We start from the raw sequence: 12,846 nt of genomic DNA, 5'->3' as shown, positions 1-12,846 counted from the left end.
CACCTCGAGAGATTCGGATAGCTCATCCGCTTATGCTGACGGTAGCACATGCGGATGGACTATCCGTTTCTCGGGAGCGGGCCCGGTCACCCCCCCGGGTGCCCGGTCACACCCCCGGGTGGGAGTGGAAGCCGCGGCCGGTCTTGCGGCCGAGCAGGCCCGCCTCGACCATCCGGGAGAGCAGCGGCGGCGGCGCGAACAACGGCTCCTTGTACTCCTCGTAGAGCGAGCGCGCGATCGCCTCGACCGTGTCCAGACCGATCAGGTCGGCCAGTCGGAGCGGACCCATCGGGTGGGCGCAGCCGTGCACCATGCCGGTGTCGATGTCCTCGGGGCCGGCGTGCCCGGCCTCGGCCATCCGGATCGCGGACAGCAGGTACGGGACGAGCAGCGCGTTGACCACGAAGCCGGCCCGGTCGCGGGAGCGGATGACGTGCTTGCCGAGGGCGCCCGTGGTGAAGGCTTCGACGCGTTGCAGCACCGCCGGCGCGGTGTGCAGCGAGGGGACCAGCTCGACCAGGGGCATCACCGGCGCCGGGTTGAAGAAGTGCAGGCCGAGCACGTGCGTGGCGCGGGTGGTGGCGATGCCGAGCCGGGTGACCGGGACGGCCGAGGTGTTGGTGGCGAGGACGGCGTCCTCGGCGGCGAGCACCTTGTCGAGACGGCTCAGCACCTCGGTCTTGACGCCCTCGTCCTCGACGACGGCCTCGACGACGAGTTGACGGTCGGCGACCGCCTCGAGGTCGTCGGCGAACAGCAGGTGGGCCCAGGCCTCGGCGCGCCGGTGCTCGTCGATCCGGCCGCGGACGGCGGCGCGGTGCAGGGAACGGTCGATGCGGGCGCGGGCGGCGCGCAGGGCTGTGGTGTCGCGTTCGCAGACGACGGTGTCGAGCCCGGCGCGGGCGAAGACCTCGGCGATGCCGGAGCCCATCTGTCCGGCGCCGACGACGGCGACACGGCGGATCTCGTTCATGGCACTGCCTCCGTGCTGGGGCGGCTCAGGCCGCGGTGCGGACGCGGACGAGGTGGCGGGCGTACGCCCCGGTGGTGAGGAAGGCAGGCAGTTCGGCGCCGAGCGCGGTCTCCTCGAGGATCCGTACGGCGTCGTCCACCCGCGTCGGTTCGGCGCCCTCGGCGAGCAGGGCGGCCCGCTCGCGGTCGGCCAGGCGCCGCACCAGGTCGGGGGTGGCGAGGGAGCCTCCGGAGAGGCGGGAGCAGTGGTGCTGCCACTGCCAGAGCTGGCAGCGGGCGATCTCGGCGGTCGCGACGTCCTCCATCAGGCCGAACACGGCCACGGCGCCGGAGCCGCCGAGCCAGGCCGTCAGGTACCGCAGGGCGACGGCGACGTTCGAGCGAACGCCCTGCTCGGTCGGGAGGCCGACGCTCAGCCGGTGCACTCCGAGCAGGTCGGCGGCGGTGACCTCGACGTCCTCGCGGGTGCGGTCGAGCTGGTTCGGGCGTTCGCCGAGGACGGCGTCGAAGGCGGCGCGGCAGGTGGCGACCAGGCCCGGATGGGCGACCCAGGACCCGTCGAAGCCGTCGCCGGCCTCGCGCTCCTTGTCGAGGCGGACCTTGGCGAGCGCGGCCCGGTTCGCCTCGTGGTCGCGCTGCGGGACCGCCGCGGCCATGCCGCCGACGGCGTGGGCCCCGCGCCGGTGGCAGGTGCGCACCAGCAGGTCGGTGTAGGCGCGCAGGAAGGGCTGGGTCATGGTGAGGTCCGCCCGGTCCGGCAGGACGAACCGCGGGCCGTGGTGGGCGAAGTTCTTGATCAGGCTGAACAGGTAGTCCCAGCGCCCGGCGTTGAGCCCGGCGGCGTGGTCACGCAGCTCGTGCAGGATCTCCTCCATCTCGAAGGCGGCGGTGACGGTCTCGATCAGCACGGTGGCCCGGACCGTGCCGTACGGGATGCCCAACTCGCGCTGGGCGAAGGTGAAGACGTCGTTCCAGAGCCGGGCCTCGAAGTGGTTCTCCAGCTTGGGCAGGTAGAAGTACGGGCCGCTGCCGCGGTCGATCTGCCGCCGGCCGCAGTGGAAGAGGTAGAGGCCGAAATCGACCAGGGCGCCGACGGCGGGGCGGCCGCCGATCAGCAGGTGGGCCTCGTCGAGGTGCCAGCCGCGGGGGCGGACGACGATCGTGGCCGGGTCGTCGCCGATCCGGTACCGCCTGCCCTCCGGGGTGGTGTCGTCGATCCGGCGCTCGATCGCGTCGAGCAGGTTGAGCTGGCCGGAGACGATGTTGTGCCAGGTGGGGGCGGTGGCGTCCTCGAAGTCCGCCAGCCACACCTGCGCCCCGGAGTTGAGGGCGTTGACGGTCATCCGGCGCTCGGGCGGTCCGGTGATCTCCACCCGGCGGTCCTCCAGGCCCGGTCCGGCGCCCGCGACGCGCCACGTCGGGTCCTCGCGGACGGTGCGGGTCCCCGGGAGGAAGTCCAGGGTGCCGCCGTCGGCCAGGTTCGCGGCACGGCGGGCACGTTCGGCGAGGAGGGCGGTGCGGCGGTCTGCGAAGGCGTCGTGCAGACGGGCGAGGAAGTCGAGCGCCTCGTCGGTGAGGATCTCCTCGAAGCGGTCCTCGGCTTCGCCGAGCACCTCGGTGCGGACGGTGCGGCTCATACGGCTCTCCAGGAAGCGGGAAGCGGGAAGCGGGAAGCAGGGAGCAGGGAGCGGGAAGCAGGGAGCAGGGAGCAGGCGGTGGCGGGCCCGGGGCCTCGTCCCTCAACGAGGCCCCGGGCGGGGGAGCGGCGGCCGTGGAGCCCCCCGCAGGGCGGCCGCCGGCTTCGGTCAGTGGAACTGCTCGGCCTCGGTGGAGCCGGTCAGTGCCAGCGTCTCGGCGTTCGGGTTGAGCGCGGTGGAGACCTGGTCGAACCAGCCGGTGCCGACCTCGCGCTGGTGCTTGACCGCGGTGTAGCCGTCCGGCACCGCCGCGAACTCGGCCTCCTGCAGGTCGACGTAGGCGGTCATGCCGTGCTCGGCGTAGCCGCGGGCCAGCTGGAACATCGAGTGGTTGAGCGCGTGGAAGCCGGCCAGGGTGATGAACTGGAAGCGGTAGCCCATCGCGCCCAACTCGCGCTGGAACTTGGCGATCTCGTCGTCGTCCAGGGCCGCCTTCCAGTTGAAGGACGGCGAGCAGTTGTAGGCGAGCATCTTGTCCGGGTACTCGGCCTTGACCGCCTCCGCGAACGCGCGGGCCTGGGCGAGGTCCGGGGTGCCGGTCTCCACCCACAGCAGGTCGGCGTGGGGCGCGAAGGCGAGGCCGCGCGAGATCACCGGCGCCATGCCCGGCTCGACCCGGAAGAAGCCCTCGGCGGTGCGCTCGCCGGTGCAGAACCGGGCGTCGCGCTCGTCCACGTCGGTGGTGAGCAGACTGGCCGCCAGCGCATCGGTGCGGGCCACGATCACGGTCGGCACGTCGGCGATGTCGGCGGCCAGCCGGGCCGCGTTGAGGGTGCGGATGTGCTGGGCGGTGGGGACGAGGACCTTGCCGCCGAGGTGCCCGCACTTCTTCTCCGAGGCGAGCTGGTCCTCGTAGTGGATGCCGGCCGCACCCGCCGCGATCATGCCCCTGGTCAGTTCGAAGGCGTTCAGCGGGCCGCCGAACCCGGCCTCGGCGTCGGCCACGATCGGCACCAGCCAATCCGGCCCGTCGTTGCCCTCCGCCGCGTCGATCCCGTCCGCCCGCAGCAGTGCGTTGTTGATCCGCCGTACCACCCGGGGAACGGAGTCGGCCGGGTACAGGCTCTGGTCCGGGTAGGTCTGACCGGCCTGGTTGGCGTCGGCGGCGACCTGCCAGCCCGACAGGTAGATCGCCTGCAGCCCGGCCCTCACCATCTGTACGGCCTGACCACCCGTCAGCGCACCCAACGCGTGGACGTAGTCCCGCTCGTGCAGCTGCCGCCACAGCCGCTCCGCTCCGCGCCGGGCCAGCGTGTGCTCCTCGCGCACCGTGCCGGACAGCCGCACCACGTCCTCGGCGGAGAAGCTGCGCTCGATGCCGGCCCAGCGAGGGTCGCTCGCCCACCGGGCGGCGAGCGCCGCCGCCTGCTGTTCCTGCTGCTGTTGCCGAACCGAGATGGCCATGGTCTGCTCCCGAGGGTGCTCGTTGCGGGGAATGCGCGTCGCGGCGGATGAACGTCGCGACAGGTGTGCTTTGCGAAGGATGTGATGCGTCTCACCGCCGGGGGTGAGCGGGCGGCCGGGTGGCGCCGGGCGGCGGTGGGACACCGCGAGACGGGATCGCCCGGGCAGCCGCGCCAGGGTGACCGAGCTGGTGTTTCGCTGCTGCTGCGCGCACCTCCCGGCCGCAGCAACGACTCTGGCACCTCGGCAGGCCGCCGTCACCAGTGGCCCGTTGCCACGTTCTGCGAAGCCGGACCGGCGAATCCGCGAAGCCTGCGAAGGCCCGCCCGTCGATGCTCCGGCTAGGCTGCGGCATCGGCCGGCAGGACCGCGGGACAGGGGGGACGACGATGGGCAAGGCCTTCGCCGGGGCGCGACTGCGCCGCCTGAGGGAGGAGCGCGGGCTGAGCCAGGCCGCGACGGCCAGGCTCGTCGAGCTGTCGCCCAGCTACCTCAACCAGCTGGAGCACGACGCCCGTCCGCTCACCGTCCCCGTCCTGCTCCGCCTCACCGAGGCGTTCGGTGTCGAGGCCGGCTACTTCGCACCGCCGGACAGCGCCCGGCTCACCGCCGAACTCCGTGAAACGCTCGGCGAGGAGATCGCGGCCGGCCGCGTGACCCCGGGCGACCTCGACGAGCTCGCCGCCCGACTGCCCGCCGTGGCAAGCCTGTTGACAGAACTGAGTCGCAGCCGCCGAGCGGTCGCCGAACAGCTCGCCGTCCTCGCCGGGGATCGCGGGCCCGCGGCGGAGACGCTCACCCCGCACGAGCAGGTCCGCGAGTTCTTCTACCGGCGCAAGAACTACCTCCACGAACTCGACACCGCGGCCGAGGAATTGGCGGCCACGATCCGGCCGAGGCGCGGCCGCGTCCGGTCGGTACTGGCCGAGCGCCTGGCGGACGCCCACGGCGTCCGGACCGCGACGGGAGGCGAGCAGCTCCACCGGTACGACCCGCACGACCGGGTGCTGCACCTGTCGGACCGGCTGCGCCCCGGCCAGCAGGCCTTCCGGATGGCCACCCAACTCGCCTACCTGGAGCACGACCCGCTGCTCTCCGAACTCGCGGCCGAGGACGGCCCGGAGGGCTCCACCGCCTGGTCGCTCACCCGGATCGGCCTGGCCAACTACTTCGCCGCGGCGCTGGTCCTGCCGTACACCGCCTTCCACGCCGAGGCGGAGGCGGCCCGCTACGACATCGAGCACCTCGCCGACCACTTCGGCGTCGGCTACGAGACCGTCTGCCACCGGCTGAGCACCCTCCAGCGGCCTGGGCTGCGCGGTGTGCCGTTCTCCTTCGTCCGCGTCGACCGCGCGGGCAACGTCTCCAAGCGGCAGTCCGCGACCGACTTCCACTTCTCCCGCACCGGCGGCACCTGCCCGCTGTGGAACGTCTACGAGGCCTTCGCCTCGCCCGGCCGGGTGCACGTGCAGGTGGCCTCGATGCCCGACGGGCGGCGCTACCTGTGGACGGCCCGCGCCGTCACCCGGTCGCCGGGCGGATGGGGCCGGCCGGGCAAGACCTTCGCGATCGGGCTCGGCTGCGAACTGCGGCACGCCGCCCGGCTGGTGTACTCCACCGGACTGGACCTGGCCGACCCGTCGGCGGCCACCCCGATCGGCCTCGGCTGCAAGGTCTGCGAACGCCCCGCCTGCCCCCAGCGCGCCGCCCCGGCCATCGGCCTGCCCCTGGCGGTCGACGAGCGCACCAGCACCTTTGTCCCGTACCCCGTCCGAACCGGCGATCACGAGCACTGGCGGAGCCGTGCGGGGGCGCCGCGGGTCGAGGACAGGTGAACAAAGGTAGGCGGAAATAAAGATAGGCTAACCTCACTAAGGCTAGCCTGTCCTCATGAACAGTCTGCTCTTGGCCGCGAACACGGCCGGATACACCACGCCCCCGCTCTGGCGGGTCCTGACCAAGACCGGCTACTTCATCGGCCTCGCCGGTGCCATCGGCACGGCCGTCACCTACGCCACCACCGTCCGGCCCGCCCTGCGGAGCGCCGCCGACGACGGGGACGCCGCCGCCCTGCGCACCAGATCGGCCGCCCACATCGCCTGGGCTGGCGTCGTCCTGCTGGCCGCCGGATACTTCCAGCTCGCCGGCCGGGTCGCCCGCGCGGGCAAGGGCATGCCCTTCGGTGACGCGCTCGCCCCCGGCCGGATCCGGCACTTCCTCCGCGCCCCCGCCGCCGAGGGCGCCTGGATCGCCCAGGGGACCGTCTACCTCGTGCAGAACCTCGTCCTCGCTGCCACGGCCGCGGCGATGATCGCCCTGTTCGCCCCCGCGGCCCGCCGCCACCTCGACCGCATCGCCCTCGCCGTGCTGCCGCTCTCCCTGGCCGTCACGTTGATCGCCGCGGTACCGACCACCACCCCGGACCAGCTGGACCGCTGGCTCGACCTCGTCCTCGACCAGACCCACATCGTCTCCGGCACCGTCTGGCTCGGCGGCCTCGCCCTGCTCGTCTCCCTCGCCGCCACCCGCAGCCGCCTCGGCGGCGCCGCCGGCCTGCTCTGGGCCGACGTGTGGCGCCGTTTCAGCCTCGTCGCCATGGTCTGCGTCGGCGCCGTCACCCTCTCCGGGCTGTGGCTCACGTGGAAGCACGTCGGCGCCGTCTCCCAGCTGTGGACCACCGGCTACGGCATCGCGCTGCTCGTCAAGGGCGCCCTCGTCCTCGGCCTGGTCGCCGCCGGAGGTGTCAACCAGTTCTGGCTGATGCCCCGCATCGCCCGGGCCCGCCGCGCCGACGGCACCACCTCGCTGCTCCACCTGACGCTGCGCCACTTCCCCGCGGTCGTCTGGGGCGAGGTCGTGCTCGGCGTCGCCGTCCTGGTGGTCCTGCCGTTCGTCACCGGATCCGCCCGCAGCGAGGCCGGTGACGCCAAGGCCGTCTCCTCCGGCAGCGTCCTCGCCGCCGGAGCCGCCCTGGCCGCCGCGCTCGCCGTCTCCCTGTACGCCACCGCCAAGGCCTCCGACGCCCTGTCCCGCCGACCGTCGCCCGCCGCGGCCGCGGTCTGACCGCCGGCCCCGGTCCGACCGCCCGCGGCGCACCGAGGGGACGGACGGCTCCCGCACCGCCCGCGGCCGGTGCGGGAGCCGTGGGCGGTGCGGGCCGGGAGGGAGCCGTCAGGCAGTGACCAGGGTCAGGCCGTAGCGGGAGAGGATCTCGTTGACGGGCTGGAACCAGGTCTGCCCGCCGGACGAGCAGTTGCCCCAGCCGCCCGAGGTGACGCCCTGGGCCTGGTCGCCGGTGACGAACGAGCCGCCGGAGTCGCCGGGTTCGGCGCAGACGCTGGTGCGGGTCAGCTGGTAGACCGCGCCCTGGCTGTAGTTGACCGTCTCGTCGAGCCCGAGGACGCTGCCGCAGTGCCAGTGCGTGGTGGATCCGGAGCGGCACACCGAGGAGCCGACCGGTGCCTGCCAGGAGCCGCGGACGAGCACGTCGCTGACGGTGCCCCAGCCGAGCACGACCGGCACCGTCCACCAGCCGTTCCCGATGCGGATGTAGGAGTAGTCGTTGCCGGGGAAGGACGAGTCGACGAACGACCCCATGGCCGAGCCGTCCCAGCCGACGACGCTGCTGCCGGCCCGGCCGCAGTGCCCGGCGCTGACGAAGCCGCCCTGGACGGCGAAGCCGATGGAACAGCGGGTGTTGCCGTTGATGTAGTACGGGTCGCCGCCGACCACCCCGGCCGAGAGGGTCCGCGGACCATGCTCCGCGGTCTCCTCGACCGTCACCGGCCCGGCCGCGGCCGCGGCGTCGAGGAACGCGTTCACCCCGCTGTCCGCGCGGGCCCCGGCCGCGACGGAGACGACGACCGCGTTGCGGCGGGGATCGACCCGCCATCCGGTGACCGCGGCGGGGGCGCGGCGGTTTCTGCTCACGGTGTCGACGGCGGCCTTGGCCCGGTCGAGCGCGGCCTCCGTACGGGCCACGGAGGTGGTGGCCGCGCCCGCGGCCCGCACTGCCGCGGCCCGGGCGGGGTCGGTGAGTCCGACGACCAGGCGTCCCTGGGCCGGGTCGAACCAGGCGCCGCCGTACGCGGAGCCGGCGAGGTCGCGTACCCGGGGCAGCAGCCGGGCCGCAGTCGCCTCCTGGTCGAGACGGGTGAGGGCCTGGTCCCGGGTCAGGCCCAGGTCGCGCCGGAGCGCGTCGACCAGCCCGGGGCCGGGGGCCGGGGTGGTCCGTACCGTCGAAGCGGCCGGTGCGGTGTCCGGTGCGGCCGTCGCGGGGGAGAGGCCGAAGCCCAGGGAGGTGAGGGCGAGCAAGGCGGGCAGGACCGCCCGTACGCCGTTGACGTGCCTCATTGCGTGAGTTCTCCTCAGTTCCGGGCAGGCGGGGAGGCCTGCAAGGGGAGAGCGCTTTCAGAGGTACTGGTCCAGACCGGTGTGACGAGCTTTACAGCGCTGTATGTCCACGTCAAGAACTTCAACAACCGTTCCCGAAAGCTGAGTTGTCGCTCGATCCCTCAACTTGCCGGCGCTGTGCCGGGCGGCCGGCGATGGCGCCGGCCCGGTGCGGCGGCCGGGCGCAGGGCTTGCGAGGCGGACGCTTCGGGCCCACCTGCCTGGCATCGTGGCTGTTCAAGGTGGGGGAGCGTGGCGCATGGTGGGCGTGATCGCGCTCTCAGCCGTCTGCGCGGGGGTGGCCCCCGGGAGCGGCCGAACGTGGGGATCCGGGGCGCCGGTGACACCGGCTCCCTGCGGCGGAACGCGTCACATGTCCCAGCGGCTCGGCTTCGCCCGCATCACCGGGACTCGGGACCGCCGCGGTCGTCAGAAGCGGACGCCGGTGTGCCCGAGGATCCAGCCGAGGGCCTGCGCCGCGCCGTGGGCGAAGTCCCGCTGCTCGTGGCTCCGCGCCGTGTCGTGGGCGACGGCGAGCGCGGCGCGCTCCTCCGCCCCGAGCCGTTCCCGGTCCGCTGCGGGCCCGGCGGCCGGAGTGCCGCGGACACCGTCGGAGGGTCGGGGGCTGCCGGGGTCGAGCGCCCAGCGGTAGGCCGCGGCCGCGCCCCGGCCGCCCGGTCCGATCTCCTCGATGCGCGAACACGTCCCGAGCCATTCGAGGGCCTCGCGGACGTCCTCGGCCGACCGGACCCCGACCGTGCGAAGCGCGTTCTCGCCCAGGGTTTCCGCGTCACCGTCCACCGACCCACCGTATGCGGCGACCGTGGTGCGTGCCCTGCCGGACTGCTGCGGCCGGGCCGACGCGTGCCGGCGACTGGTCTGTGGGGCCGGTGACCCGAGCGCGGGGCCGTCGATCCGGGCGCGGGGCCGGCGCGGCGTGCCGCGCCCGGATCGGCGGTCGGGGGCTCAGGAGAGCGTGCCGCCGTAGTCGGGCAGCTTGAACGTCCGCTCGGCGTGGCCGCCCACCAGGTCCGTCGTGTTGTTGCCGATGTTGGCGACGATCGTGTAGCCGTTGCGCTCGATCTCCTGGCGCTTCGCCGTCTTGAAGGCTCCGGTCTCCTGGAAGAGGTCCCAGAACGACCGGCCGTACAGCCCGTCCACCGGGTATCCCACCTTCGTCAGGTTGTACCGGGTGAACGCGTCGACGAAGTCCGGCCGGGCGGTGACGAAGAAGACCTTCACCCCGCGGTCGTGCGCCGCCTGCACCACCTTCAGCACCGCGGCGATCGCCGGCGTCGGGTAGGAGGGCGTGTAGTCGGTCTCCAGCGAGGTGTTGTCGATGTCGAGGACGACCGCGGGCCGGTACGTCGTCGGCGCCTGCGGCACTCTCGCCTGCAGGTACGCACCCGCCGAGTCAGCCACCACCTGAACGTCCTTCAGCCAGGTCTCGTACGGCACGCTCGGCCGGCCGAGGCTCTGTGCGGGGGCCGCTACGGGGGTGGCCGCAGGGGCCGCGGCCGGGGCCGGTGCGTTCGTGGCGGCGGTGGCCGGCTGGGCCACCCCGACGAGCAGTACGCCCCCGGTCGCCGCCGCGACCGCGAGATGCCGCACACCGATTCGTCCTGCCATGCTCATGCTCCTTTAGTGAGGATGGGAGCAGGATGGCCCATCGGGGTTACCTGCCGGTAGACATCGGGCGAAGATCGTTGCGGAGTGACCGCTCCCGCGTGCCCCACCGGACTTCACCCGCCGGAGCTGCATCGCCGCCCGGCCGCCCCGTGCACTCCCGGTCGACGTCCGTCTCCCCCCTCGGACGCCGTGCCGGTTCTCGAACTGTTCGGCGCAGCAAGGGAATCGGGATTGTTCGCAGGGGCGCAAACGGCAGACGGCGGGGTCCGGCAGCGCGGGGGCGGTCCACCTGGGGCGCTCGAACGGCGGGCGGACGGTCGCGGTCAAGGTGTTCGGGCCCGAGGCCGCGGTGGGCGGCGCTTCCAGGGAACTGCTCCGGGCTGCGGTCGGTGCGGCCCGTTCGGTCACGGGGGCTCCTCGCGCCGGTGGTGGACGCCGACCCGGACGGGCCCGTCCCGGCGGTCGCGACCGCGTTCGTCCCGGGGCCGACGCTGCGCCGGGCTGTACCGGGGCCCGGGGTCCTGCCGGACCGCACCTTGGGCATGCTGGCCACCGGCCTCGCCGAGGCGCTGGCCACGATCCACGCGGCCGGAGCGGTCCACGCCGGCCTCCGCCCGGACGCCGTGGTGCTGTCGGGCGGTCGCCCCGTGGAACCTGAACGTCGACGATGCCGTCCGGCGGATCTGTGCGACCACCGCCGGTGCCCTGGGCCCGGACCGGGGGAACCAGTACGTCCCGCAACTTCCGTACGCCTCACCCGGCCCGGACCCGTACCGGTGGGTCGAGCCGCCGCGGGCCGGACGACCCGGGAGGGGGTGGCCGTCCGCTCCGGCCCGTTCGTCCCCGGTGGCCGCCGTCCTCGCGGCGCCTCTTCGAGGTGCACGTTCGCGGTGCCGGTCGCGGCTGGGGGTGAGGGGGAGGGGCGGGGTGACGAAGGGTGACGGGCCGAACTCTTGACGGGCACTCATCAGCACCCTACGGTCAGCGCAGAAAGTTTCCAGCAAGTTTCATGAGTCTTGCAGCAAGGGCGTCCGGCCCCCACCGGCGTTCGGGCTCGCAGGGCCGCTCCACCGGCCTCCGGCCGTCCCACCCACCCGGCTCCGCCCCCACAGGAGACTCCGTGGACAACGTCGTGCTCGGCCACGATCCGCGTCGCATCCGGCCCCGTCGCGCCCGTCGCGCCACCACCCTCGCCGCCCTCGCCGTCCTCACCGGCGGCACCGGTCTGGTGGCCTGCCCGCCCGCCGCGCAGGCCACCACTCCCGGCACCAAGACCGTCACCGCCACGCTCTTCGAGTGGTCCTACGCCTCCGTCGCCAAGGAGTGCACCAACTTCCTCGGCCCCAAGGGCTACGGCTACGTCGAGGTGTCGCCGCCGCAGGAGCACATCCAGGGCGGTCAGTGGTGGACCTCGTACCAGCCCGTCAGCTACAAGATCGCCGGCAGGCTCGGCGACGCCACCGCGTTCACGAACATGGTCAACACCTGCCACGCCGCAGGCGTGAAGGTCGTCGTGGACGCCGTCGTCAACCACATGAGCGCGGGCAGCGGCACGGGGACCGGCGGGACGGTCTACTCGAAGTACACCTACCCGGGCTACTACCAGGACTGGGACTTCCACTCCTGCCGCAGCAACATCAGCAACTACGCCGACCGCGCCAACGTGCAGAACTGCGAGCTGTCCGGTCTCGCCGACCTCGACACCGGCAGCGACTACGTGCGCTCCACCATCGCCGGCTACCTCAACACCCTGATCGCCAAGGGCGTGGACGGCTTCCGGATCGACGCCGCCAAGCACATCGCGGCCGCCGACCTCTCCGCGATCAAGGCCAAGCTGACCAATCCGGGCATCTACTGGGCCCAGGAGGTCATCTACGCCTCCGGCGAGGCGGTCCAGCCCGGCGAGTACACCGGCACCGGCGACGTCGACGCCTTCATGGGCGCCTACGACCTCAAGCGGATCTTCACCGGCGAGAAGCTCGCCTACCTCAACAACTGGAACGACTCCTGGGGCGCCGGCTACCTGCCCAGCGGCAACTCCCGCACCTTCACCGACAACTGGGACACCGAGCGGAACGGCTCCACCCTCAACTACAAGTACGGCAACACCTACACCCTCGCCAACGTCTACCTGCTGGCCTGGCCGTACGGCTCGCCGAACGTCTACTCCGGGTACGAGTTCACCGACATCGACGCCGGCCCGCCGAACGGCGGCACCGTCACCGCCTGCTACCAGAACGGCTGGAAGTGCCAGCACGAGTGGCGCCAGATCGCCAACATGGTGGGCTTCCGCAACGCCGTGAACGGCACCGCGGTGACCAACTGGTGGTCCAACGGCAACAACGTGATCGCCTTCGGCCGCGGCAGCAAGGGCTACGTGGCCATCAACCACGAGACCGGCCCGATCACCCGGACCTTCCAGACCTCTCTGCCGGCCGGCGGCTACTGCGACGTCCAGCACGCGGACCCGAGCAGCGGCGGAGGGTGCAGCGGCACCCGGTACACCGTCGCGGCCGACGGCACCTTCACGGCCACGGTCGGCGCGGGCGACGCGATCGCCCTGTACGTCGGCGCGGGCAACTGACACCGGGGCCGGGGTGGGTCAAGGCCCGGGCGGTCCTCCGGACGGAGCCCGCAGTCCCACCCTGGCCCCAGGCGCTCGCCCCGGGCGAGGACCTGGTCGACGTGCTGACCGCATCCCGCCTAGCCGGCCTTGCCGCAGGCGCGGCACACGGTCCGCCGGCACATCGCG

9 protein-coding genes are annotated in these 12,846 nt (G+C 73.2%); 3 read left to right on the top strand and 6 right to left on the bottom strand.

The genetic code is table 11. From position 1 onward, the window contains the following. Window positions 1-106: 106 nt before the first annotated feature. The 3 genes from KSNIM_RS05290 to aceA form a co-directional block, all read right to left on the bottom strand. A complete protein-coding gene (locus tag KSNIM_RS05290) occupies window positions 107-973 on the bottom strand; it encodes a 3-hydroxybutyryl-CoA dehydrogenase (protein ID WP_263102053.1) in 867 nt (288 codons plus the stop codon). A 25-nt stretch (window positions 974-998) separates the two neighbouring features. Beyond that, window positions 999-2,609 (bottom strand): malate synthase A, encoded by a 1,611-nt coding sequence (aceB, locus tag KSNIM_RS05285; RefSeq protein ID WP_263102052.1) that lies wholly within the window; start codon window positions 2,607-2,609, stop codon window positions 999-1,001. A gap of 168 nt (window positions 2,610-2,777) precedes the next feature. Further along, complete coding sequence (gene aceA / locus KSNIM_RS05280) at window positions 2,778-4,073, bottom strand: isocitrate lyase (protein ID WP_263102051.1); 1,296 nt, start codon at window positions 4,071-4,073, stop codon at window positions 2,778-2,780. A gap of 389 nt (window positions 4,074-4,462) precedes the next feature. Here aceA and KSNIM_RS05275 point away from each other — a divergent pair, with 389 nt between their 5' ends. Together KSNIM_RS05275 and KSNIM_RS05270 are read left to right on the top strand one after the other, a co-directional pair. After that, the gene (locus tag KSNIM_RS05275) at window positions 4,463-5,908 is read left to right on the top strand and encodes a short-chain fatty acyl-CoA regulator family protein (protein ID WP_263102050.1); all 1,446 of its coding nucleotides are present in this window, start codon (window positions 4,463-4,465) and stop codon (window positions 5,906-5,908) included. A gap of 55 nt (window positions 5,909-5,963) precedes the next feature. Continuing rightward, window positions 5,964-7,136, top strand: a complete 1,173-nt coding sequence (locus KSNIM_RS05270) for a copper resistance D family protein (protein WP_263102049.1) — start codon at window positions 5,964-5,966, stop codon at window positions 7,134-7,136. Between the two features lie 108 nt (window positions 7,137-7,244). On the opposite strand, the gene KSNIM_RS05265 is transcribed toward KSNIM_RS05270, so the two are convergent. From KSNIM_RS05265 to KSNIM_RS05255, 3 genes are all read right to left on the bottom strand, one after another. After that, the gene (locus KSNIM_RS05265; RefSeq protein WP_263102048.1) at window positions 7,245-8,426 is read right to left on the bottom strand and encodes a S1 family peptidase; all 1,182 of its coding nucleotides are present in this window, start codon (window positions 8,424-8,426) and stop codon (window positions 7,245-7,247) included. A 468-nt stretch (window positions 8,427-8,894) separates the two neighbouring features. Further along, window positions 8,895-9,266 carry a hypothetical protein gene (locus KSNIM_RS05260; RefSeq protein ID WP_263102047.1) on the bottom strand — a complete coding sequence of 124 codons (372 nt, stop codon included), beginning with the start codon at window positions 9,264-9,266 and terminating at the stop codon, window positions 8,895-8,897. 165 nt (window positions 9,267-9,431) lie between these two features. Further along, complete coding sequence (locus KSNIM_RS05255) at window positions 9,432-10,094, bottom strand: HAD family acid phosphatase (RefSeq protein WP_263102046.1); 663 nt, start codon at window positions 10,092-10,094, stop codon at window positions 9,432-9,434. A 1,156-nt stretch (window positions 10,095-11,250) separates the two neighbouring features. Here KSNIM_RS05255 and KSNIM_RS05250 point away from each other — a divergent pair. Continuing rightward, window positions 11,251-12,678: an alpha-amylase gene (locus tag KSNIM_RS05250; RefSeq protein WP_411543845.1), complete on the top strand. Its 1,428-nt coding sequence runs from the start codon at window positions 11,251-11,253 to the stop codon at window positions 12,676-12,678. Window positions 12,679-12,846: the final 168 nt, after the last annotated feature.

The organism is Kitasatospora sp. DSM 101779, assembly GCF_025655475.1.
Classification (GTDB): domain Bacteria; phylum Actinomycetota; class Actinomycetes; order Streptomycetales; family Streptomycetaceae; genus Kitasatospora.
The sequence above is the reverse complement of the archived record's forward strand: the minus strand, read 5'-3'. Positions and strand labels throughout refer to the sequence as shown.

Coding starts and splice junctions, on each gene's coding strand:
- KSNIM_RS05290 (WP_263102053.1), bottom strand. CDS start 973: ATGAACGAGATCCGCCGTGTCGCCGTCGTCGGCGCCGGACAGATGGGC.
- aceB (WP_263102052.1), bottom strand. CDS start 2,609: ATGAGCCGCACCGTCCGCACCGAGGTGCTCGGCGAAGCCGAGGACCGC.
- aceA (WP_263102051.1), bottom strand. CDS start 4,073: ATGGCCATCTCGGTTCGGCAACAGCAGCAGGAACAGCAGGCGGCGGCG.
- KSNIM_RS05275 (WP_263102050.1), top strand. CDS start 4,463: ATGGGCAAGGCCTTCGCCGGGGCGCGACTGCGCCGCCTGAGGGAGGAG.
- KSNIM_RS05270 (WP_263102049.1), top strand. CDS start 5,964: ATGAACAGTCTGCTCTTGGCCGCGAACACGGCCGGATACACCACGCCC.
- KSNIM_RS05265 (WP_263102048.1), bottom strand. CDS start 8,426: ATGAGGCACGTCAACGGCGTACGGGCGGTCCTGCCCGCCTTGCTCGCC.
- KSNIM_RS05255 (WP_263102046.1), bottom strand. CDS start 10,094: ATGGCAGGACGAATCGGTGTGCGGCATCTCGCGGTCGCGGCGGCGACC.